The 18,864-nt window shown below is 35.0% G+C and carries 19 protein-coding genes; 18 read left to right on the forward strand and 1 reads right to left on the reverse strand.

Features of this window, described 5'->3' with window-relative positions; translation table 11 throughout:
* The first annotated feature begins 142 nt into the window (after positions 1 to 142).
* Positions 143 to 304, forward strand: coding sequence for a hypothetical protein (locus LC090_RS01880; RefSeq protein ID WP_226654736.1), 162 nt, complete (start codon positions 143 to 145; stop codon positions 302 to 304).
* A gap of 37 nt (positions 305 to 341) precedes the next feature.
* Here LC090_RS01880 and LC090_RS01885 read toward each other — a convergent pair whose 3' ends face one another.
* Positions 342 to 1,247, reverse strand: coding sequence for a LytR family transcriptional regulator (locus tag LC090_RS01885; RefSeq protein WP_226654737.1), 906 nt, complete (start codon positions 1,245 to 1,247; stop codon positions 342 to 344).
* Between the two features lie 256 nt (positions 1,248 to 1,503).
* Between LC090_RS01885 and LC090_RS01890 the strand changes: the two genes are divergently transcribed.
* The 17 genes from LC090_RS01890 (at position 1,504) to manA (ending at position 18,722) form a co-directional block, all read left to right on the forward strand.
* Positions 1,504 to 2,271, forward strand: coding sequence for a tyrosine-protein phosphatase (locus LC090_RS01890; RefSeq protein WP_226654738.1), 768 nt, complete (start codon positions 1,504 to 1,506; stop codon positions 2,269 to 2,271).
* Between the two features lie 282 nt (positions 2,272 to 2,553).
* On the forward strand, positions 2,554 to 3,294 hold the full coding sequence (locus LC090_RS01895; protein WP_226654740.1) for a YveK family protein: 741 nt from the start codon (positions 2,554 to 2,556) through the stop codon (positions 3,292 to 3,294).
* Entirely contained in the window at positions 3,284 to 3,982 is a 699-nt protein-coding gene (locus LC090_RS01900; RefSeq protein ID WP_226654743.1) for a CpsD/CapB family tyrosine-protein kinase, read from the forward strand. Before LC090_RS01895 ends, LC090_RS01900 begins: the two co-directional genes overlap by 11 nt.
* A 79-nt stretch (positions 3,983 to 4,061) precedes the next feature.
* Complete coding sequence (locus LC090_RS01905; protein WP_226655248.1) at positions 4,062 to 4,721, forward strand: sugar transferase; 660 nt, start codon at positions 4,062 to 4,064, stop codon at positions 4,719 to 4,721.
* Between the two features lie 73 nt (positions 4,722 to 4,794).
* On the forward strand, positions 4,795 to 6,180 hold the full coding sequence (locus LC090_RS01910) for a hypothetical protein (protein WP_226654745.1): 1,386 nt from the start codon (positions 4,795 to 4,797) through the stop codon (positions 6,178 to 6,180).
* A gap of 78 nt (positions 6,181 to 6,258) precedes the next feature.
* Entirely contained in the window at positions 6,259 to 7,668 is a 1,410-nt protein-coding gene (locus LC090_RS01915; protein WP_226654747.1) for a flippase, read from the forward strand.
* Positions 7,669 to 7,835: 167 nt separating this feature from the next.
* Positions 7,836 to 8,912: a glycosyltransferase family 4 protein gene (locus LC090_RS01920; protein WP_226654750.1), complete on the forward strand. Its 1,077-nt coding sequence runs from the start codon at positions 7,836 to 7,838 to the stop codon at positions 8,910 to 8,912.
* Positions 8,913 to 8,941: 29 nt separating this feature from the next.
* A complete protein-coding gene (locus LC090_RS01925) occupies positions 8,942 to 10,060 on the forward strand; it encodes a glycosyltransferase (RefSeq protein WP_255647917.1) in 1,119 nt (372 codons plus the stop codon).
* A gap of 19 nt (positions 10,061 to 10,079) precedes the next feature.
* On the forward strand, positions 10,080 to 11,447 hold the full coding sequence (locus tag LC090_RS01930) for a sugar phosphate nucleotidyltransferase (protein ID WP_226654754.1): 1,368 nt from the start codon (positions 10,080 to 10,082) through the stop codon (positions 11,445 to 11,447).
* 34 nt (positions 11,448 to 11,481) lie between these two features.
* The gene (kdsB, locus tag LC090_RS01935; RefSeq protein WP_226654757.1) at positions 11,482 to 12,210 is read left to right on the forward strand and encodes a 3-deoxy-manno-octulosonate cytidylyltransferase; all 729 of its coding nucleotides are present in this window, start codon (positions 11,482 to 11,484) and stop codon (positions 12,208 to 12,210) included.
* Positions 12,203 to 13,030 carry a 3-deoxy-8-phosphooctulonate synthase gene (kdsA, locus tag LC090_RS01940; RefSeq protein WP_226654759.1) on the forward strand — a complete coding sequence of 276 codons (828 nt, stop codon included), beginning with the start codon at positions 12,203 to 12,205 and terminating at the stop codon, positions 13,028 to 13,030. Before kdsB ends, kdsA begins: the two co-directional genes overlap by 8 nt.
* A 15-nt stretch (positions 13,031 to 13,045) precedes the next feature.
* Positions 13,046 to 14,029, forward strand: coding sequence for a KpsF/GutQ family sugar-phosphate isomerase (locus LC090_RS01945; protein ID WP_226654762.1), 984 nt, complete (start codon positions 13,046 to 13,048; stop codon positions 14,027 to 14,029).
* On the forward strand, positions 14,030 to 14,557 hold the full coding sequence (locus LC090_RS01950) for a KdsC family phosphatase (RefSeq protein WP_226654764.1): 528 nt from the start codon (positions 14,030 to 14,032) through the stop codon (positions 14,555 to 14,557). It abuts the gene before it with no gap.
* 42 nt (positions 14,558 to 14,599) lie between these two features.
* Positions 14,600 to 15,034 (forward strand): HIT family protein, encoded by a 435-nt coding sequence (locus LC090_RS01955; protein ID WP_226654766.1) that lies wholly within the window; start codon positions 14,600 to 14,602, stop codon positions 15,032 to 15,034.
* 24 nt (positions 15,035 to 15,058) lie between these two features.
* Complete coding sequence (locus tag LC090_RS01960; RefSeq protein WP_226654768.1) at positions 15,059 to 16,804, forward strand: phospho-sugar mutase; 1,746 nt, start codon at positions 15,059 to 15,061, stop codon at positions 16,802 to 16,804.
* A 60-nt stretch (positions 16,805 to 16,864) separates the two neighbouring features.
* A complete protein-coding gene (locus LC090_RS01965; protein ID WP_226654771.1) occupies positions 16,865 to 17,746 on the forward strand; it encodes an aldose epimerase in 882 nt (293 codons plus the stop codon).
* Between the two features lie 13 nt (positions 17,747 to 17,759).
* Positions 17,760 to 18,722 carry a mannose-6-phosphate isomerase, class I gene (manA, locus tag LC090_RS01970; RefSeq protein ID WP_226654773.1) on the forward strand — a complete coding sequence of 321 codons (963 nt, stop codon included), beginning with the start codon at positions 17,760 to 17,762 and terminating at the stop codon, positions 18,720 to 18,722.
* Positions 18,723 to 18,864: the final 142 nt, after the last annotated feature.

The following is an 18,864-nucleotide window of genomic DNA, read 5'->3' on the forward strand; positions in this document are numbered from 1 at the left end:
TATGTACAGGTATCGAAGCCTTTTAAAACTACTTGACCGTCATACTCACTAGTGAATTAACGAATTTATTACATAATTTAGGTTGAAAGCGAAAGAAATGGGGTAAAGAACGAAAAGAACTTAACTAGAAAGGAACCTAGTGATGAAAAACCAAAGTGAGTTATTTCCATGGGATGACCTTAAGCAATTTATTGAACGAGTTGAAGAGGAAAAGCAGCCAGTGGGAGAAGCCAAGCCTTACATAGAACAGATTAAACAAATCCTATTAAGTCACAGAGCAGATCATTCGGCGGGGATCGAATAAAAAAGCCATGCTCATCAACCGAGCATGGCTCATTTTATTAACTTAATTCAAGATGTTCTTTCAATTTCTGCGTAATGCTTTGCTTCTCTTCGTCAGAAACAATGTAGTACCAAAGGCCGTCAATCATTTCGCCACTTCCTTGAATTTCAAACGTCGTCATATTGTTACGAGCCCCTCGGTAGTTCTTGAAAATATCATTCATTTCTTCAAACGTCATATTCGTCTTGACGTTACTCCCAACGGCTTTTAAGAGATCGTCAATCTTGTTGATGCTTCCAACACTTGCGCCTTCATCAATAATCGACTTAATGATTTCACGCTGGCGATCATTTCGTCCAAGATCACCTTTTGGATCTTCATAACGCATTCGAGAAAAAGCGAGCGCCTCTTTGGCATTTAAATCAATTTCGCCTGCAGGGAAGGAGTATCCCTCGTAGTCAAATGCAAATGGATTGTCTACAGTAACACCATTAAGCGCATCAACAACATCTTTGAACGCTTCCATGTTCACTTTAAAATAATAATCAATCGGAACATCAAGGAAATTCTCAACTGTGTCCATCGTCATCTCTACACCACCGTAGGCGTAAGCATGATTCATCTTTTCAACCGTCCCGCGACCGATAATTTCAGTACGTGTATCACGTGGAATGTTAAACATGTACATCGAGTCATCGTGAGGATTCAAGGTAATCATAATCATCGTATCGGAACGCCCCTGATCATTCTTACGCTCATCGACACCCATCAATAAAATAGACACGGGATCCTTCTCTTCCATATTCACTTTTTCAGTACGCTTGTCTGACGTTTCTCTGCTAATTGGCTCATGCATGTCACTCGCGGTATCCTTCACTGAATCATAGAGATAATACGCATATCCTCCACCAGCTAGAAGAACAACACCAGCAATAATACCTAGAATAATTAAGAATTTTTTCATACGCTCATTCCATCTTTCCGTAGAATAATAGACTTGCTTTTCTTCAAGTGAAATCCTAACCCCTATTATATGTCGAACTATTTCGTAAAGTAAATACCTTCCAAAGCATACTTGGAAAAGTTCAATAAGTTTAGGTTCTTCTAAAGATCTAACTTAAAGTGGACGATATTAACGGAAGAGAAGTACAAATCAGAGTGTAGAGTATGCTAATCTAGAAGAATAGCAAAAAGCTGGTTATAGGAAGGAGAAAGAGAGCATGATTGATATTCATTCACACATAATACCGGGAATCGACGATGGAGCTAAGAACATCGAGGATAGTCTAGCGATGGCACGACAGGCGTTCAATCAAGGAATAACGAAAGTAGTAGCGACGCCTCATAATAAAAATGGCACGTTCGACAATGGGAGAGAGCTAATTCTTCAAGAAGTAAGGATACTGAACAAAGAACTCCAATTAGAAGGCATTGATCTAGAGATTCTTCCAGGGCAGGAAAATCGGATTTATGGCGAACTAGTCAAGGAGTTGGAGGGGAGCGACTTATTAACCGTTAACGAAAATGGTGTCTATATGTTAATTGAGTTTCCCTCAAGTCACTTACCACGCTACGCAAATAAGCTCATGTTTGACCTTCAAGTAAATGGGATTGTGCCGATCATTGTGCACCCTGAGCGTAACCGCGAAATTATGGAGAATCCTGAACGTCTCTATAATCTTGTAAAAGATGGGGCGTTAAGCCAGCTAACAGGCACAAGCGTGACTGGGAAGATGGGCAAGAAGATTCAAAAGTTTTCACTGGATTTAATTCAACACAACTTAACCCATTTCATCGCATCAGACGCTCATAATACAACTTCCAGACCGTTTGACTTGCTAGAAGCATTTGAAACGGTAGAAAAAGAGTTTGGGATTTCGACAAGATACATGTTGCAGGAAAATGCAGAGGACATGATCATAGGAAGGATGGTGTCGAAAGAAGTACCGCAGCAGGTTCGTAAGAAGAAAATACTAGGATTGTTTTAATTCCATGAGAACATGAGAAAGAGGTCCTGAATTAAAAAAAGGATCTCTTTACAATTCCTTAACAGAAAAATTTTCGTCAAAAAATGTAGATAAAAAACAGTTGAAAGCCTTTTCTTCTACAAATTTCGACACGGAAATATAGTATATTCGTACCACGACAAATTTCATGTGGGTATTAGTGAAAAAAAAGGCTAAATTTTACTTAATTTCTGTGTTATAGTGAAATCTGTATTGAAATTAGTTACGTATTAAAAATAATTTATGATCGCGTTGGAGGCATTTATGGAAGAAACAATTAGTTTAAAGGAAATTTTCACGGTTCTCAAAAAACGTCTTACTCTTATTCTATTAATTACACTTCTAGCAACAGCAACGAGTGGTGTTGTCTCATATTTCCTACTTACCCCAATTTACCAAACTTCAACCCAAATTCTTGTCAATCAAAAAGCAGATTCTGAGAATGCTTTTGATTATAACCAGGTCAGAACGAATGTTGAACTTATTAATACATATAGTGTCATCATTAAAAGTCCTAAAATTCTTGATGAAGTTGGAAAAGATCTAAACCTCGAACTATCAACGAGTGAATTAAATGAAAAAATCGCTGTGAGTAATGCTCAAAACTCTCAAGTAGTTTCTATTGATGTGAAGGATCCCGATCCAGCACTAGCTATAAAAATTGCGAATACAACTGCTCAAGTATTTGAAAAAGAAATCAGTAATATTATGAATGTCGATAATGTTAGTGTGCTTTCAGAAGCGAACTTTGAAGGAACGCCAAGCCCTGTTAATCCGAAGCCAATCCTCAACATGGCGATTGCACTTGTTGTTGGTTTAATGGCTGGTGTTGGTCTTGCCTTCTTATTGGAATATCTTGATAACACGATTAAAGATGAAAATGACATTGAAAATCTCCTTGGATTACCTGTACTTGGAACGATTGCAGTCATTGAAGATAAAGAAGTAGGTTCGTCAAAAGGCCATGCAAAAAAGTCAGTAAGGAGTGAAACGGTTGAGTCGTAAAAATAGAAAATCCGTACACGTGGATAAAGAAAGAAGTCTCTTAACACACCAAAATCCGAAGTCACCTATTGCTGAGCAATACCGAACGATCAGAACGAATATTCAATTCGCCTCTATAGAAGAAGAGATTCGTACAATTATGGTTACTTCTTCTGGACCGATGGAAGGTAAATCAACAACCATTGCTAACCTTGGAGTAGTTTTGGCTCAACAAGGAAAAAGTGTTTTAATTGTTGATGCGGATTTGCGTAAGCCAACGGTCCATTATACTTTCAGAACAATGAATACGAGAGGGATCACCAATATCCTCACCCGTCAGGCTGAGTTGGTAGAGGTTACACAGGAAACAGAAGTTCCCAATCTAAATGTATTAACAAGTGGACCTGTTCCACCAAATCCATCTGAACTACTTGGCTCCAAAGGGATGGATAACCTTATTGAAGAAGCGCTTCGTAATTATGACATCATACTATTCGATTGCCCTCCTATTCTTGCGGTGGCTGACTCGCAAATTGTAGCGAATAAGGCGCAGGGGACTGTACTTGTAGTTAGTAGTGGGACTACTGATAAGGAAGCTGCAGTAAAGGCGAAAGAGAGACTTGAAAGTGTAAGTAGTAAGCTGCTTGGTGTTGTACTAAATAGAAAGAAAATGAAAGACGGTAGTTACTACTATTATTATGCCCAATAGACGAAAACCTTTAGAAAGAACAGTTGAAAGATGAAAGGAGGAATAATAGTTGAATCTTTCCAAATATAGAGAAGGAACCTTGGGGGAAAATCATACTTTGTATCCTTCAGATAAGATAGAAGTGAATGATAGGAAAGTTTATTTATTCCTAAAGCGGCTTGTAGATGTATTGGGGGCAGCATCTGGAATTTTATTATTGGCGCCAATTTATATATTTGTGGCTATACTGATAAAAGTTGAAGATTCACAAGGTCCGGTGTTTTTCAAACAGAAAAGAATCGGAAAAAATGGAAGTGAATTTAATATGTATAAATTTCGCTCAATGGTCTCCAATGCTGAAGAATTGCTAAATGATTTATTAGAGCAGAATGAAGCTACTGGAGCAATGTTTAAAATGAAAAACGATCCACGAATCACCAAAGTAGGACGGTTTATTAGAAAGACGAGTATTGATGAGCTACCACAGCTCTGGAATGTCTTAAAAGGTGAAATGAGTTTAGTGGGGCCTCGACCTCCCTTACCAAGAGAAGTTGCCGAATATACCGAGTACGATCGGAATAGATTATTAGTAGTACCAGGTTGTACAGGATTATGGCAAGTAAGTGGTAGAAGTGATATTGGGTTTAAAGAAATGGTTGAATTAGATTTATTATATATAAAAAATAGAAGTTTATTTTTTGATATGAAAATTATGTTTAAAACTCTTTATGTTCTTGCAGGCTCAAAAGGTGCATTTTGAAATTATTTACATTGTGTTTATTAACCTAAAATATAACAATTGATATTTATTTACAATTTATAAAGGAGCTACAATGGGAAATATTCTATTAATTCACCCTCATGAAAAGGATAAGGTTACTTTTTTCAGTAGTATATCAAAATTTTTGAATCAAAAAAATTTTAATACGAATCATCTAGCATTCAGTAGATTAGAGAAAGAAGTTTATAATAAATATGGTATAAAAAATGTCTATTTTATGCCTAGAAAACTTCTAAAATACTCTTGCCAATTAAGTAGTAGCGTAAAAAAATTCTATGATATAGAGCAGGCTTTGAAATACACTATTGAATTTAATGAGATTAATGGATATACATATAAAAAAAATCAGTTGTATAGCATAGCTGCTAAATATATAAATTTTTTGATTGATTTAAATAAAACCCAAAAGATCGATATGGTTATTACTTGGAATGAAACATTTATGTTTGATAGTTTAGCTAAGCAATTTGCTCAAATTAATGGCATAGAAATTAGAATGTTTGAAGCAGGTATTTTCAGGCCACATACAGTTACAATAGATCCACAAGGTATCAACTACGGTAACTCTATACCTATGGAAAGAGACTTTTACTCCAAAAATAAGCAAAGTTATGAATTTGGATCTTTTGATAACATTGCTGATTTTGAAATTAATGGAAATGAATATCATTCAATACAAATACCAAAACTTAAAAGATATTTTTTGAAAGAAAGGTTAAAAGACAAATTACATAATCAACTTCTTAAAGATGAACTGGAATTAGAAGTTATTAAAGAGGGATTCTTAAAAAAAACAAAGAAAATAATCAAAAAGAAAGCTGAACTTCCTAAATTGGGTAACAAAGAGAACAATGTTCAGATAGAGGGAAGGTATATTTTTGTACCATTCCAAGTTCATGACGATTCCCAGATTGTTCTTAATTCCCCCCAAATAAAAGATATGGAAGATTTAGTTAGAGTAATGAGTGGTGCAATAAAAAACCTTAATAAATCAAATGGTAGTGATTATAAAGTTGTGTTTAAAGAGCATCCTGCTGATCAAGGAAGGGTAGACTATTCGGATTTATATAAAAAACACAATCATAATGAAGATCTTATTTTTCTGACATCTGGTAATACTGATGATTTAATAGAAAATTCAGACCTTGTAATTACAGTGAATTCAACAGTTGGTATTGAAGCATTGAAACATCATAAACCCGTAATTACACTAGGTAACGCTTATTATAATATAGAGGGTATTGCTCATTACTGTGGAAACTTAAGCACTCTTCATCTTGTAATAGAGAAAGCAATAAAAGAAGAAGTAGATGTGAACTTAGTAAATAGTTTTTTGAACTATTTGAGATACGAATATCAAATAGAAGGAGATTTTAGGAAAGGAATACTTAATAAAAAACAATTAGAGTATAAAATGTTAGGTTCTACAATAAATTAAGGTTACATTTTAAGTGTTCTTTGATAATAAAAGGATTAAAACCTATGAAATTAGGTTTTAAGAATGAGGATTTAATAAATGAATGTCACAAGAGTTTCGAATATAATTTGGATTTTAATCAGTAATTTAATTCTCTTATTAGCAAATTTTGGGGTTAGTATTTTACTTGCAAACTATTTGGGAGTAAATGATTTCGGGATATTCATGCTTGCATATACAGTTTTTAATTATCTAATTGTATTCAATAATTTTGGATTGAAGAAATATGTAGTTGCTAAGTTAAGTTCGAACCAGCTAAATATCAATGAAATTTACTCAAGCTCAATTATAATAAGAGTTTGCTTATCGTTTGTTGCTGGTATTATATTATTGATCATATTAGATCTATTTAATGTGGATACCGAGAAGAAAATATCTATTATGATTTTTTTCATAGCTGCGTTTTTTATAGTATTTGATTTGCAAGCTTTTTACGATTCTTACGAGAAATCAAAAAATGATTCTATGTTCTTAATAATAAGAAATGTTCTGTATTTTACTTCTACTCTAGCATTAGTATATATAGATAAGGCAAGTGTTATAAAAGTTAGTGTTGCATTTTTAATCTCTACTTTTCTATACATATTTATGCAATATTTTCACTCAAAGAAAGTACTTCCTAGATTGAAATTTGTATTTAATATTAATCAATTAAAGGTAATTTTTTTAGGCGCCTTTCCCCTTTTTTGGTCTGAGCTTATGATTAATATATATGATAAGGCGGATATTATAATGCTTTCTATCTTAAAAGGTGATCAAGAAGTTGGTATTTATAGTGTTGCAGCAAGATTAGTAGCAGCTATTATACTTTTAGTAGGAGCAGCTTACCGCATAATATTACCGACTTTATCCAAAGAAGTGAACTTAACACAGAGAAATGAATATATTGAAAATGCGGTGAAATATTTAGGTGTTATAACAATTCCTCTTACTGTCGGCGGTATAGTGACTGCCGATCAAATTATTACTATATTTTTTAGTGATGATTACCATAATTCCATTTTACCTTTTCAATTACTAATACTTAATGTGTTAATAGTAGGAATAGGCTCTGTATTTGGTACGCTTTTGTTGGCTATTGGAGAAATAAAATATTACACGCTTGCCATAACTTTTGGAGCAATTATTAATACTGTAGGAAACTTATTTTTGATCCCAAAATATAGTTATATTGGAGCTAGTATTTCTACTATAATAGCTCAGTTGGTGGTAAGTGGAGTAGGTTTCTGGGTATATAAAAGAATATGCAATCCGAAATTTAAATTAAAATTAGGTAAAGTTGTATTTATTTCCATGTTAATGGGCGGAGTTGCTTTTTGTACAAGCTTAATAGCAAACTTATTAGTGGTAGTGTTAGTAAGCATGATTTTTTATTTGCTATTTCTACAAATTTTTAAAGTGATAAATTTGAAAGAGCAAATAATTAAGGTATTTATTAGTTTGAGATAAAAAAATTAAATAGAGATCTATAAAATAGATGGAAAAGTTAATTAGGAAGAATAAAATTTAATCAGTTTATTGTAGCATTAAATTGCAAAGTATATATTTTATTTTCAATAAAAATATAAGGTAAGTGATTGATAAACTCTTGGTGAATAAGAGGAACGGGGTCAGCTATGGATGTTTTTATTAATGGTCGGTTTTTAACTCAGTCAGTGACAGGGGTGCAGAGATATGCACGTGAAGTTGTTAAGGCTTTGGACAAGTTAATAGATATTGGTTATATAGATAGGAGTAAGTATAGTTTTTATATACTCACTCCTAACCTATCTATTAACGAACTTCATCTAAATAACATTACAGTAAGGAAAATCGGTAAATTCAAAGGACATTTGTGGGAACAAATAGAACTCCCGATTTATGTGAAAGGAGAAATGCTTCTTAATTTGTGCAACGCGGGTCCAGGATTAAAGAAAGAACAAATTACTGTAATACATGATGCGGCTGTTTTTGCCAATAGTAGCAACTTCTCATTTATATTTAGAAATTGGTATAAAGCTATGTTAAGTGCACAAGCGAAATTTTCAAAGAAAATCGTTACTGTCTCAGAATTTTCTAGGGATGAGATAACTAAGTATTTAAAACATGAAAAAGAAAAAATAAAAGTTATTTATGAGGGTAACGAGCATATAACTTTTGGAGAAGAAGCAACTGATTACATTGAAAATAAGGGGTTAGATAAAAAACCATACATTTTAGCAGTTAGTAGCTTGAATCCTAATAAAAATTTTAGTGCAATTGTAAAAGCGATGACATATTTAGAGTCAAATGAATTTAACATAGTAATTGCAGGTGGGACAGACCCTAAAGTATTCAGTCAAGATGGCATTGACCTACCTGATAATGTTATACACTTAGGTTATGTAAGTGATTCAGAATTAAAAGCTTTATATAGAAATGCTTTTTGTTTTGTTTATCCTTCATTTTATGAAGGCTTTGGTTTACCTCCGTTGGAAGCTATGAGCTTAGGGTGTCCAATAATTCTTTCTAATCGTGCTTCGTTACCAGAAGTGGGCGGTAAAGCAGTTTTATATTGTAATCCTGATAAGCCTAAAGATATTGCTGATGAAATACAAACATTATTATCAAATAGAGATTTGAGAAATGAACTTATAGAAAAAGGATTGGAACAATCCTCAAAATTTTCATGGGAAAATTGTGCTAAGGAACTATTTAATTCAATAAATGATTAATCCATTATGCAAATAAAGGAGTGCTCCCATTGAAAGTATTGCATGTAGGAGAATACGTTAAAGGAGGAGTTTCAACTTATATAAATGAGGTTATCTCCTATCAAAATAACCATAATGATATTAGCGAAGTCTATTTAATGGTTAGTAAAAACTATTCAGATAAGGAATACGCTTTAAATAGAGAGAAAGTAATATTTTATGATTACTGGAGAAAACCTCTATATATACTTAAAGCGATTTTTGAAGTTAATAAAACGATTAATCAAATTAAACCAGACATAGTCCATGTTCACAGTACATTTGCTGGAATATTCGTAAGGTTTCCTTTTTTTTTGAAGAAAAACAAGCCTAAAATTATATATTGCTCACATGGTTGGTCATTCCTAATGGATGTATCAAAAAAAAGTAAAATCTTTTACTCAATAATTGAACGAGCGTTAGCTAGAAAAACAGATTTGATAGTGAATATATCAAAAAATGAGCAGAATAAGTCACTTCAATACAAGCTTCCTATAAATAAGTCAATTGTTATCTACAACGGCATCTCCGATAAAGTTAGTATGAACGCTGATAGTTTAGAAATATCAATTGATCCTCTTAAAATAAATGTTTTGTTTGTTGGTAGGTTTGATAAGCAAAAGGGATTAGATATCTTGATAAATTTCTTTAATAAGTATCCAAATAAAAAAATAAGACTATACTTAATTGGCGACGGAGTTCTTGATAATCAGCATTTAGATATTCCGGAAAATGTAATCAATATAGGCTGGGTAGATAACTGTAAATTAGACTCTTATTATCAAATGTTTGATGCCATTATTATGCCCTCAAGATGGGAAGGCTTCGGTCTAGTTGCCGTGGAAGCAATGAAAAACAAGAAACCGGTAATTGTGAGCAACATTGGGGCATTACCTGAACTTGTGAAAGAAAAAGTAAATGGATATGTATTTGATCTTGATAATTTTGAAAGCTTAAATGAAATTTTTAATAGTATGAATAAGGAAACTCTAATACGTCTGGGTGAAAATGGATATCGGATTTATAAGGATAATTTCACAAGTGAAATAATGAATAATAAAATTGTAAAGGAGTATAAAAACCTTCTTGGAATAAGTATTAAGCAAATTGAAAAGGAAAGAATTATTTAAAGTAATTGGAGTGATGTTTGTGAAGCTTGTTATGCTTTCTGGTGGTTCTGGTAAACGCCTTTGGCCTTTGTCTAATGACTCCCGTTCTAAACAATTTCTAAAAGTACTTGAAAATAAAGAACTCGAACTAGAATCAATGGTACAAAGAGTATGGGGTCAACTTAAAAAAGTGAATTTAGTTGATTCTACAGTAATTGCAACAAGTAAATCGCAAGTAGAAATGATGAAGAATCATTTAGGAAATGAAGTACCATTAATTATAGAACCAGAACGTCGTGATACATTTCCTGCAATAGCTTTAGCAGCTACTTATCTCTACTCAGTAAAGGGAGTAAGTCTTAACGAGGTTGTAAGTGTTTTACCAGTTGACCCTTACGTAGAGGAGGAATTTTTTAATCGGGTAAAGGATTTGGAAGTAGCATTGGAAAATTCATCTGCTGACCTAGCTTTAATGGGCGTAGACCCTACATATCCTTCCTCAAAGTACGGGTACATTGTACCTGGCTGTGTAAAGAAAAATTATATTGAAGTAAGTCATTTCAAAGAGAAACCATCCGAAGATGAGGCTAAGAAGCTTATTTCGGATAAGGCATTGTGGAACTGTGGTGTCTTTGCGTTTAAGCTAGAATATATTATTTCTATTTTACAAGATAAGAATCTACCAATTCAATACGATGAACTATTAAAGCAATACGATAGACTCCCCAAAAAAAGTTTTGATTATGAAGTTGTAGAAAACACAAAAAAAATAGCAGCTATTTCTTACAATGGATATTGGAAAGACTTAGGTACATGGAACACGCTAACAGAAGAAATGGGTACCAACCTTATAGGGAAGGGAACTATTAGTAGTGATTCCGTTAATACCCATCTAGTAAATGAACTAGATATCCCAGTAACAATTTTAGGTGTCTCAAATTTAGTGGTAGCTACAAGTCCAGATGGTATATTGGTCTCTGATAAAGAAGCAAGTCCACGTATTAAATCAGTACTCCAGGGATTCGAACAACGACCAATGTATGAAGAACGGCGTTGGGGATGGTATAAAGTATTGGATTATACGAAATTTGATAATGGCGATGAAGTGCTTACTAAGAAAATTTGCATTAAACCAGGTAAGAATCTCAGTTATCAAAAACACTTTAAGAGAAATGAAACATGGACAATTGTAAAAGGTGAAGGAGAATTTGCTTTAAATGGTAAGGTCAGCAAAATTAAATCTGGCGATATAATTGAAGTCCCCGTTGAAGCTGAACATGGAATTAAAGCAGATACAGAACTAGAATTTATTGAAGTTCAAACTGGATCAGAACTCATAGAGGAAGATATTATTCGTATTTTTATGACGTGGCAAGAAGTTGAAAAAGAATTTTCTGTTGTAAATTGATCCGCTTATAAAAAATAATGAAAGGTCGGAGACAATGAAAGTAGTTGCAGTTATACCTGCGCGCCATGGGTCAACACGCTTTCCCGGAAAACCAATGGCTTTAATCTCTGAAAAACCTATGATTCAACATGTATATCAAAGAGTTAAAGCCTCTAATAATATTGATAGTGTAATAGTTGCAACTGATCATGACGATATTTATCAAGCTGTCATTGAGTTTGGTGGAGAAGCTATTATAACAAGAGAAGATCATGAATCAGGTTCGGATCGTATGGCTGAAGTAGCCAGTAAAGTAGATGGTGATCTTTTCCTAAATGTCCAAGGAGATGAACCTCTTATTAGAACGGAGCTTATTGATCAAATTGTTAAATTAGCTCTTGATAATGAAGAAAGTGTAGTGACGGCTAAAGTGAAAATTGAGAACATAGAGGATTTGAATAGCCCAAATGTAGTTAAAGTAGTTGCTGACAATCATGAAAATGCAATGTATTTTTCTAGATCCCCTATTCCATACAATCGTTCTATTGAACCCATTCACTATTTCAAACACCTAGGCATTTATTGTTTTCCCAAAAAGACACTTGAGCAATTTGTAACTCTTCCTAAATCTATATTAGAGAAAACTGAAATGCTGGAGCAATTAAGGTTGTTGGATAATGGTATAAATATTAAAGTGCTTGAAACAAACTACGATGCTATCGGTGTAGATACACCAGAAGACATTTTGAAGGTAGAAAGAATATTGGAGGCCCAACATGGTTAAAGAGATTAGACTAAATGATCAGGTTAAATTTGGCGGTAATAATCCGTTTGTATTAGTTGCAGGTCCTTGCGTGATTGAAAGTGAAGATCTTGTTTTTGAAATAGCCGGTAAAATGAAAGAAATTACTAGCAAACTTGGTATTCCATATGTATTTAAAGCCTCTTTTGATAAAGCTAATCGCTCGTCTATTCATTCTGAACGTGGTCCTGGATTGGAAAAAGGTCTTGAGATCTTATCTAAAGTGAAAAAAGAATTCGATGTACCTGTCACTTCTGATATTCATGATTATACCCAGGCAGAAGCAGCAGGGGAAGTTCTGGACATTATCCAAATCCCAGCGTTTTTATGTAGACAGACTGACTTATTGGTAGCTGCTGCTCAAACTGGGAAAATCATTAACGTAAAAAAAGGTCAATTCCTTGCTCCCTGGGATATGAAGAATGTAGTGGTAAAGCTTAAAGAAACTGGTAATGAAAACATTTTACTAACGGAACGTGGTTCGACATTTGGGTATAATAATCTGGTTGTTGATATGAGATCGCTTATTACTATGCGTGAGCTTGATGTTCCGGTAGTATTTGATGCAACACACAGCGTGCAGATCCCTGGGGGCCATGGGACAAGCACTGGCGGTAAAAGAGAATATGTTCCTTATCTCTCACGCGCTGCGGCCGGTGTTGGAATGGATGCTCTATTCACAGAGGTTCATCCTAATCCGGATCAGGCGCTTTCCGATGGTCCTAACACGCTTAAGTTAGATGAAATTGAAGAAATTCTAAAGCCAATTGTTGAAATAGATCGTCTAGTAAAAAGTTTATAAGTGATGGAGGCTAGTATGACTACATCTGTTGAGAATAAACAGGATTACCTTGGAAGTGTAAAGGAAGTACTTGAGATCGAGGCAAATGCTATTTTATCTTTAAGTGAAAGATTGAATGGCGAAATTAATCAAACGATAGAGATGATTCTCAAATGTAAAAACCGTGTAGTGGTTACTGGAATGGGGAAATCTGGACTTATTGCTCAAAAGATAGTGGCAACATTAGCTAGTACAGGAACTCCTTCTTTATTTCTTCACCCAGCAGAAGGACTCCACGGAGACCTAGGTATGGTAACAAAAGACGATGTAGTTATAGCTATATCGAATAGTGGTGAGACTGATGAAATATTAAATATCTTACCATCATTGAAACGCATTGGGCCAAAAATGGTTGCACTCGTAGGTAAGGAAAAATCGACTCTTGCTGAAAAGTCTGATGTTATTCTCAGTATTGGAAAAGTTGAAGAAGCTTGTCCACTAGGATTAGCCCCTACTACTAGTACAACTGTGACATTAGCCATAGGTGATGCAATTGCAATTGCGTTATTAAAAGCTCGGGATTTTCAACCTGAGCACTTTGCTCTTTTTCATCCTGGTGGTTCATTAGGACGAAAGTTATTACTTACTATTCAAGACGTTATTGATTCAAGTACTAATAATCCGGTTGTTTACGGGGATGTAGAAGTCAAAGATGTTCTGTTTGAAATGACAAAATCAGGACTTGGAGCAATTTCGATTATTGGAACTGATGGTACGCTTGAAGGTATTTTAACTGATGGAGATATTAGAAGAGCACTTATCGAAGGAAATCATATTTTAGAGACCCCAGTAAGTCAATTATATTCTAAAGATCCAGTCACAATAACCAATACAATCCTTGCAGCGGAAGCTTTGAAGATCATGGAAGACAAAAGGGTTAATGTCTTACCTGTTCTGAATGATAAGAATGAACCTATTTCTATGGTTCATATACATGATCTTACTAAGATGGGATTATAAATGAAGTCTCAAATTAAATTAATCGTATTAGATGTTGATGGGGTTTTAACTGATGGTAACTTGTTAATTGGTTCAGATGGAATTGAGTATAAAGGATTTAATACTCAGGATGGAATGGGAATTAGTCTTGCGAGGTACACAGGAATTAAAATAGCTATTATTACAGGTAGAATTTCTAAGGCTGTGGAAAAACGTGCTTCTGAGTTATCAATTGATTTTCTATATCAAGGCATTCATCACAAAGTAGAGTGTTTAGAAGAAATGATATCTGAGTTGGGAATTCAGTTAGAAAATGTGTGTTATGTAGGCGATGATCTAAATGATATTCCAATTCTAAATATTGTTGGTTTTCCTTGTGCCCCTTCAAATGCAGTGGAATCTGTTAAAAGACGTTCTAAGTACATATCTTCTACGCAGGGTGGTTATGGTGCTGTAAGAGAAATAGTAGATTATATTCTAGAAGAACAATATAACTATGATCAACTAATAGAAGAGTTTGTAGGGAGAAAAAATGAATTAAAACAATAGGCTAGCACATGCTAGCCTATTGTTTTAAAGTGGGGTGTCAATTTGGAGAAATGTGTTATTTGCGAAAAGCATAATCAGAATTTAAATTCTGATATGAAAATATATGAAGATGATTATTCTAATATATTCCATGGTCCTTTAACTTCTGGTATATTAGGATACCTTTATATAGAGCCCAAAAGACATGTAGAAAATTATTATGAGTTCAGCGATCAAGAAGTAGTTGAAATAAACTCACTTGTGAAGAAAGTAACAAAAATGTTAACTGAATTACTTGAAGTAGATAGAATTTATACAGTAATCATTAGTGAGGCAGTAAGACATCAACATTTTCATCTCATACCTAGAACATATGAAATGGAATTAAAAGGGTTGGATTTAATAGAACAAGCTACTCAACAAAAATCCATCAAACCATTAGATAAATTAAGTGTAGATAAATTAATTGAAAGTCTAGTAAACAAACTTAATACATAAATTAAAGTGAAGTCGGGGGGAAAAATGGACTGGAAAATAGAATATAACAGATGGAAAGATAGTAAAACCCTAGATGAATCGTATAGACAACCACTTGAATGTCAAGTAAACGAAAGCGTTTTAGAAGATTCTTTTTACAAAAACCTAGAATTCGGCACAGGCGGTATGCGCGGCGAAATCGGCCCAGGCACAAACCGAATGAACATCTATACAGTCCGCAAAGCCTCTGAGGGATTAGCAAGATACATAGAAGAAAAAGGGCAGGAAGCAAAGTTGCGTGGCGTTGTTATTGCATACGATTCAAGACACCAATCTCCTGAATTTGCTTTAGAAACCGCAAAAACGCTTGGGTTCCATGGTATTCAAACATACTTATTTGATGCACTTCGTCCAACGCCACAACTTTCATATACAGTTAGATATCTACATGCCTATGCTGGAATTGTCATTACAGCAAGTCATAATCCACCGGAATACAATGGGTATAAGATCTATGGTCCTGATGGTGGGCAAATCACTCCGAGTGTTGCTGATGAAATTATTCATCACGTGAATACCGTGGAAGACGAACTAGCAGTTAAAGTAGCAGATCCTGAGGAGTTACAAAATACTGGATTTCTAACAATGTTGAATGAAAAAATGGATAACGCGTATATCAACCAGTTGAAATCAATCTCACTTAATCAGGAAAAGGATAGTCAAATCAATAAGGACCTCAAAATAGTATTCACTCCACTTCATGGGACGGGTAACCTTCCAGTGCGTGCTGGTTTAAAAGCGTTAGGATTTGAAAATGTCACGGTTGTCAATGAACAGGAACAGCCTGACCCTGAATTTTCAACGGTTGCGAGTCCTAATCCTGAAGAGCACGCGGCTTTTGAACTTGCTATTCAGTATGGTGAGGAATTAGATGCCGACATTCTTCTGGGCACGGATCCAGATGCTGACCGTGTAGGTGTAGCGGTTCGCAACCTTGAAGGGAATTATGAAGTATTAAGTGGAAACCAACTGGGTGCTTTAATGGTGGACTATCTTCTCTCTACTAGAAGTAAGAATGGGACTCTTCCGGAAAATGGCGCAATTCTTAAAACAATCGTTACTTCTGAGATTGGGAGATATATCGCAGAAAGTTACGGGTTAACAAGTATTGATACCTTAACGGGCTTTAAGTTCATTGGGGAGAAAATCAAAGAGTTTGAAGAAACCGGTGAGCACACGTTTCTTTTTGGTTATGAAGAAAGCTATGGCTATCTAATTGGAGACTTTGTGCGGGATAAAGATGCTGTTCAATCATGTCTTTTCGCGGCAGAGATGGCAGCCTATTATAAATCAAAAGGGAAAACGCTCTATGAAGGGCTGCTAGATGTCTTTGTTAAGTATGGTTATTACCAGGAGGCGCTCGAGTCTCTTACCCTAAAAGGCAAATCAGGTGCAGAGCAAATTACGACCATTATGGATGAATTCAGACAGAATCCTCCTGAACATATTGCCGATCAAAAAGTTGTAAGGGTTGAAGACTATCAACTGAGCGAAGCAACAAGAGTACTTGAAAACGTAAAAGAAGAAATCGTGCTACCTAAATCGAATGTCATTAAATACAAGCTTGAAAATGGAGCATGGTTTTGTCTCCGTCCTTCAGGAACTGAGCCAAAGATGAAACTCTACTTTGGTGTGAAAGAAGATTCATTAGAAGCAAGTCAACGAATGCTTAAGCAAGTAAAGAATGAAGTAATGAGCCTAGTTGATCAGATTCTTACTGTCAGAGTTTAAAGATGTAGCCCTCTTTAAAAGAGGGCTAATAGCAACGATAAGTGTCGGGGGTTACCAGTTATGTATGAAATCAAACAGTCAGTTATGGATGGATACACAATCTATCAACTGTTCAACTGTGAAACCAATTCAGTGGTGCGAATCGCTCCTGAACGTGGCGGTATGGTGGCTGGATACAAATCAGAGGGCGAAGAACTTTTATACCTTAATGAAGAAACATTTAGTGATTCGGAATCCAATGTTCGAGGGGGGATTCCAGTTCTCTTTCCGATCTGTGGCGAATTAGAAGAAAAGCAGTACCGTTTGAACGGGGTAACATACACCATGAAGAATCATGGATTTGCACGGAACTTGCCATGGGATGTTGTCGAGACAAGTACAGAAGATGGCGCACAATTAACGTTACAACTGAAGAGTAAGCGTGAAACAAAAAAATCCTTTCCATTTGATTTTGAGTTGCGTTTTACGTACATATTAAAAAACAATGAATTGATCATCAAGCAAAGCTACAGCAATCATTCTAGTGAAATCATGCCCTTTTATGCAGGGTTCCATCCTTACTTTCATTCAGAGGATAAGAATTTAGTTTATCAAGCGGATGCAAAGGACTATTTTGATTACAATGATGGGGAAGTAAAGCCTTTTCATGGTGAAGTTAATTTAACCGAGAAGCGTGAAGCAGTTGCTTTGAAACATGTAGACAAACATCAAATTAAATTCGATTTAAAGCAAATGAATCAGCGGATAACAATTTCTTATGGCAGTGAGTTTAAATATGCGGTGCTTTGGACTGAGCAAAATAAGGGGTTCGTTTGCATCGAGCCATGGATGGCCAAAATGAATGATTTTAATGAAAAAGAAGATCTTCAATTTGTTAAACCGGGTGAAACAATGAATACATTCGTCACGATTGGAACAGAAACAATTTGTGAAAGTAGGTAAGCTGGAGGAGTATATGTACGAACGTCAACCAATCTTTTTAAAACCGAACTTTAAAGATCGTATCTGGGGTGGAACGAATCTGCGTGAGAAATTTGACTATGACATCCCAACAGAAACGACTGGCGAATGCTGGGGGATATCAGCTCATTCAAATGGACCTTCTGAAATCCTGAATGGTCCGCTTAATGGAAAAACGTTAGATATCATATGGAAAGAAAATCAAGACCTTTTTCGGAATGAAGGTGGAGAACACTTCCCACTATTAATTAAAATTCTCGATGCGAACAATGATCTTTCCGTACAAGTTCACCCCGACGATTCCTATGCAAGAGAAGTAGAGAATGAGGCGTATGGAAAAACAGAATGCTGGTACATCCTAGATTGTGAAGAGGATTCTGAGATCATTTTTGGTCACCATGCTCAATCAAGAGAAGAGTTCCAGCAATTGATTGAAGAGGGCAAATGGGATAGCTTGTTAAGAAGCATTAAGATTAAACCTGGTGAATTCTACTATGTGCCAAGTGGTACGATACATGCGATCGGAAAAGGCACGATGATTCTTGAAACACAGCAAAGCTCAGACACAACTTATCGGGTATACGATTATGATCGAACGGATTCAAATGGGAACAAACGTGACCTTCATATTGCGCAGTCAATCGAAGTATCAACCGTTCCTCACGAAGATCCCGAACTTCATCCGAAACGTGAAGTGAAAGAAGGGCTAGTCCAAACAGAGCTAGTGAAAGAACAGTACTTTACCGTTTGGAAATGGGAAGTAAACGGACATGTTCAACAAGCAACAAATGGCGACTATTTGCTCGTTAGTGTTCTAAGTGGTGAAGGCAGCATTGGTGTGAAAGATGAGGATGCTCTTTCCATTATGAAAGGCGACCATTTTATCATTCCGTCTACAATGAAAGAGTTTGTAGTGGAAGGCAAATTAGAAATGATGGTTTCAAAGAGTAACGGATAAAGAGAGAAAACACGATATCACCGTAATTTGGCGGTTGAGATTTTATTTTTTTATTCGGTAATACCTTTTATTTCTTTAAATGGTATTTATAAGAATCGATATGCTATGTATACTAGTCTTATAGATATAGGACTGCAGAACT

Origin of the sequence: Guptibacillus hwajinpoensis (assembly GCF_020524165.1) — a bacterium.
In the GTDB taxonomy this organism is placed as follows: domain Bacteria; phylum Bacillota; class Bacilli; order Bacillales; family Guptibacillaceae; genus Guptibacillus; species Guptibacillus hwajinpoensis_D.

Bases quoted from the DNA above. Each gene is read 5' to 3' on its own strand.
- LC090_RS01895 (WP_226654740.1), top strand. From the start codon at position 2,554: ATGGAAGAAACAATTAGTTTAAAGGAAATTTTCACGGTTCTCAAAAAA.
- LC090_RS01880 (WP_226654736.1), top strand. From the start codon at position 143: ATGAAAAACCAAAGTGAGTTATTTCCATGGGATGACCTTAAGCAATTT.
- manA (WP_226654773.1), top strand. From the start codon at position 17,760: ATGTACGAACGTCAACCAATCTTTTTAAAACCGAACTTTAAAGATCGT.
- LC090_RS01950 (WP_226654764.1), top strand. From the start codon at position 14,030: ATGAAGTCTCAAATTAAATTAATCGTATTAGATGTTGATGGGGTTTTA.
- LC090_RS01965 (WP_226654771.1), top strand. From the start codon at position 16,865: ATGTATGAAATCAAACAGTCAGTTATGGATGGATACACAATCTATCAA.
- LC090_RS01920 (WP_226654750.1), top strand. From the start codon at position 7,836: ATGGATGTTTTTATTAATGGTCGGTTTTTAACTCAGTCAGTGACAGGG.
- LC090_RS01885 (WP_226654737.1), bottom strand. From the start codon at position 1,247: ATGAAAAAATTCTTAATTATTCTAGGTATTATTGCTGGTGTTGTTCTT.
- LC090_RS01945 (WP_226654762.1), top strand. From the start codon at position 13,046: ATGACTACATCTGTTGAGAATAAACAGGATTACCTTGGAAGTGTAAAG.
- kdsB (WP_226654757.1), top strand. From the start codon at position 11,482: ATGAAAGTAGTTGCAGTTATACCTGCGCGCCATGGGTCAACACGCTTT.
- LC090_RS01960 (WP_226654768.1), top strand. From the start codon at position 15,059: ATGGACTGGAAAATAGAATATAACAGATGGAAAGATAGTAAAACCCTA.
- LC090_RS01890 (WP_226654738.1), top strand. From the start codon at position 1,504: ATGATTGATATTCATTCACACATAATACCGGGAATCGACGATGGAGCT.
- kdsA (WP_226654759.1), top strand. From the start codon at position 12,203: ATGGTTAAAGAGATTAGACTAAATGATCAGGTTAAATTTGGCGGTAAT.
- LC090_RS01910 (WP_226654745.1), top strand. From the start codon at position 4,795: ATGGGAAATATTCTATTAATTCACCCTCATGAAAAGGATAAGGTTACT.
- LC090_RS01915 (WP_226654747.1), top strand. From the start codon at position 6,259: ATGAATGTCACAAGAGTTTCGAATATAATTTGGATTTTAATCAGTAAT.